This window comes from uncultured Microbacterium sp., assembly GCF_963521695.1.
Classification (GTDB): Bacteria; Actinomycetota; Actinomycetes; order Actinomycetales; family Microbacteriaceae; genus Microbacterium.
The window spans coordinates 1-2,888 of record NZ_CAUQWC010000324.1 but is presented as its reverse complement, the minus strand read 5'-3'; the positions used below and the strand labels follow the sequence as shown (position 1 = coordinate 2,888).

Below are 2,888 nucleotides of genomic sequence, written 5' to 3'. Positions count from 1 at the left end.
CCTCCAACCGCGCGATGTGTCGCGCGATGCGCGCCGCGCGGACGGTGTCGGTCGTCGCCGTGACCACGGGGTGCAGCACCGAGTACCGCTGCGTCTTGTTCAGTGCGGCGAACGCGCGCGCGGCCGCAGGCACGGCATCCAGGGCCGCCTGAAGATCCGACGGAACCTCGATCGTCGCGGGACCGGCATACGCGCGATCCCACCGCCCGTCGGCCTGGGCCTTCGCGATCTCGTCGGCCCCGCGCGGGCGCATCCGCCCCTCGTCGGCCAGGCGGGCCACGATCTCGACGTTGCGCGTCGACCACAGCGACCGCGAGCGGCGGGGCGTGAAGTGCTGCCAGAAGGTCGTGGCATCCCGTGACTGCCGGCGACCGTCGATCCATCCGCTGCAGAGCGCCTCGTCGAGTGCGCCGGCGTAGGTGAGCGTCGTGGGGGTGGTGATGCCCTTCTTCGCGAGCACCACGCGTACGCCGTCGCTCACGCTCTCGTTCTCATCGAGCCACGCCCGCCACCGTTCGACGTCGGCGACGATCAGTTCGGGGATGTCTGCCATGGATCGCGCTCCTCACGTCGTGTCTGAGAACGTAGCGCGCACCTCCGACATCCGGGCCCTACCGGAGTGACGGTCCGCGGGGCAAGCGGCCCCTCCCCGGTTGCCGCCGCCGCCACGATGGAGGAATGCGATCTGTGACCTATGCCGGTGAGACCGTGACCACGACCGACGACGTCGCCGAGGCGCTCGTGCAGCTGACGGCGTCGATCGCCGCCGACGGGCAGGCCGAGGCGGTCAGCATCCCGATCGTCACCGCCACGGGCGAGACCGAGCAGGCCGAGCTGGTCATCGGCGTCGGCAACGACGTGCTGAGCGCGCCGGCCCGCGACTGGGCCGGTGACGAGCCCGACTTCGCGTGGGCCGCCGAGGAGCTCCGCCAGCACCAGCGTTTTCCGCACGCGCCTGCGATCGCGCACGAGCAGACGGTCGACTCCGACAACCCGGACGCCTTCTGGGACCCCGACCTCGACGGTTTCACCCGCGCCTGACCCCCGGTCCGTCGGTGTGGGCGGGTTCCGCCGTTCGGGGCGGATGATTCGCGCCCCACGCCCCGGGGCGGGTTTCGCCGCTCGGGGCAAGAGAATCGCGCCCCAATGCGCGGAAGTTGCCCCAAACGAGGCCCCGCACCCGCCGGGGGAGCTCGTCAAGCGGGCCTCCGCCGCGTGACGTCGACGTAACGTGAGGGCTCCACGGCGGGCGTGACCGGTTCATCACCCCGACGTGAGAGCCCCGGACAGTTCGGGCGGTGTCGCCGTTTCGCGTCGCCGCCCGAACGCTCGGTTCGTAGAGGATGAGGCCATGCTTCATTCCCTCGTCACCGGCGCCTCCCGCGGGATCGGCCGGGCCATCGCCGTCGCCCTCAGCGAGCGCGGGGATCGCGTCGCCGTCCACTACGGCCACGATCGGGATGCCGCGGACGAGACGTTCGCGCTCCTCTCCGGCGAGGGACATCTCGTCGTGGGCGGCGACCTCTCCGACCCGGCGACGGCGGAGCGCGTCGTGAGCGACGCCCTCGAGGCGTTCGGGCGGATCGACGTGCTTGTGAACAACGCGGCGATCGCGCCGAACGCGTCGACCTCTCACCCGATCTCCACCGTCGACTACGCCACCTGGCACCGCATCTGGGAGCAGATGGTCGATGTCGACCTGCGCGCTCCCGCCAACATGACCTTCCTGGTGGCGCGTTCGCTCATCGAACGCGGCCTGCCGGGGGCGATCGTGAACGTCGGCTCCCGCGGAGCGTTCCGCGGCGAGCCCGAGTTCCCCGCCTACGGCGCCGCGAAGGCCGGCCTGCACGCGATGGGTCAATCCCTCGCCGTCGCTCTCGCGCCCCACGGCATCGCCGTCACCAGTGTCGCGCCCGGTTTCGTCGGCACCGATCGGCAGCAGCAGAAGCTGGCCGGCGCGGCGGGCGACGGCATCCGGGATCAGAGTCCGTTCGGGCGCGTCGCGACTCCGGAAGAGGTGGCGGATGCCGTTGTCTATCTCAGTTCGCCCCGCTCGCAGTGGGCGTCGGGTGCCATCCTCGACCTGAACGGCGCGTCGCACCTGCGCAGCTGAACGCCCCCGGTGCGCGGCCGTGCGGCGCCGACTCGAGGGTCGGCAGTCACTCCTCGGGAGGTGCCGTCGGGCGACGCCCACGCAGCTCGACGCCGAGGCGCACCCCTCCCGCGATGATGAGGAGGAACCCGAGCGCGGCGAGGTTCCACCGCCAGAGCCCTTCGAGCCCGAAAAGCGACGAGGGCGTGAACGCGAAGGTGGCGGCGATGAACAGCCAGACCGCGACCTGTGAGGGGTTCTCGGGTTTGGTCATCCCCCCACGGTAGGCAAAGGGTCGGTGCGTTCGTATCCTCCGCAGGACGGATAGGCGTGCGCGGAGCCTCCGGCGTGGGCCCACCCGCTGCGGGATCGGTTCCTACGGCACCCACGCGAAAGGTCCGCCACACCGGCTGCGCCGGCATGTCGGACCTTTGGAGGGGCTGACGGGAATCGTCCCCACCGCCCCTCCACACGTCGCTTCGCGACGCGCGGAGCCTCCGGCGGCGTGGGCCCACCCAAGGGTTCGCTTCACGGCAACATGAAAGCCCTCCCGGGCGGCCGATGGCCACCCGTGAGGGCTTTGAGGGGCTGTCGGGACGCGAACCCGCGCTATCTGCTTGGGAAGCAGAAGGTCTGCCAGTGAACTACAGCCCCGGATGCCTCGCGGCAACCCGGCCAGCATAACAGCGTCCGGTCCGCATCCCGTGGCATCCGGACATCCGTGCTCGAGACCGCATCCGTTCGCCGAGGACGTAGGCGATTGCCGTCAAACCCGTGCGGTCTCGGCGAACGGATG

At 71.0% G+C, this 2,888-nt stretch carries 4 protein-coding genes and 1 tRNA gene; 2 read left to right on the top strand and 3 right to left on the bottom strand.

Annotated elements, in window-relative coordinates; all coding sequences use genetic code 11:
- Positions 1-553, bottom strand: a 553-nt coding sequence (locus RWP81_RS15900; RefSeq protein WP_314457732.1) for a YdeI/OmpD-associated family protein, incomplete at its 3' end; no start/stop codon positions are given.
- A 125-nt stretch (positions 554-678) separates the two neighbouring features.
- Between RWP81_RS15900 and RWP81_RS15895 the strand changes: the two genes are divergently transcribed.
- Both RWP81_RS15895 and RWP81_RS15890 read left to right on the top strand, forming a co-directional pair.
- Positions 679-1,041 carry a hypothetical protein gene (locus RWP81_RS15895; protein WP_314457731.1) on the top strand — a complete coding sequence of 121 codons (363 nt, stop codon included), beginning with the start codon at positions 679-681 and terminating at the stop codon, positions 1,039-1,041.
- A gap of 310 nt (positions 1,042-1,351) precedes the next feature.
- Complete coding sequence (locus tag RWP81_RS15890) at positions 1,352-2,113, top strand: SDR family oxidoreductase (RefSeq protein ID WP_314457730.1); 762 nt, start codon at positions 1,352-1,354, stop codon at positions 2,111-2,113.
- Between the two features lie 46 nt (positions 2,114-2,159).
- Here the strand turns inward: RWP81_RS15890 and RWP81_RS15885 are convergent, their stop codons facing one another.
- On the bottom strand, positions 2,160-2,366 hold the full coding sequence (locus RWP81_RS15885; RefSeq protein ID WP_314457729.1) for a hypothetical protein: 207 nt from the start codon (positions 2,364-2,366) through the stop codon (positions 2,160-2,162).
- Positions 2,367-2,675: 309 nt separating this feature from the next.
- A tRNA-Gly gene (locus RWP81_RS15880) sits at positions 2,676-2,746 on the bottom strand.
- Positions 2,747-2,888 lie beyond the last annotated feature (142 nt).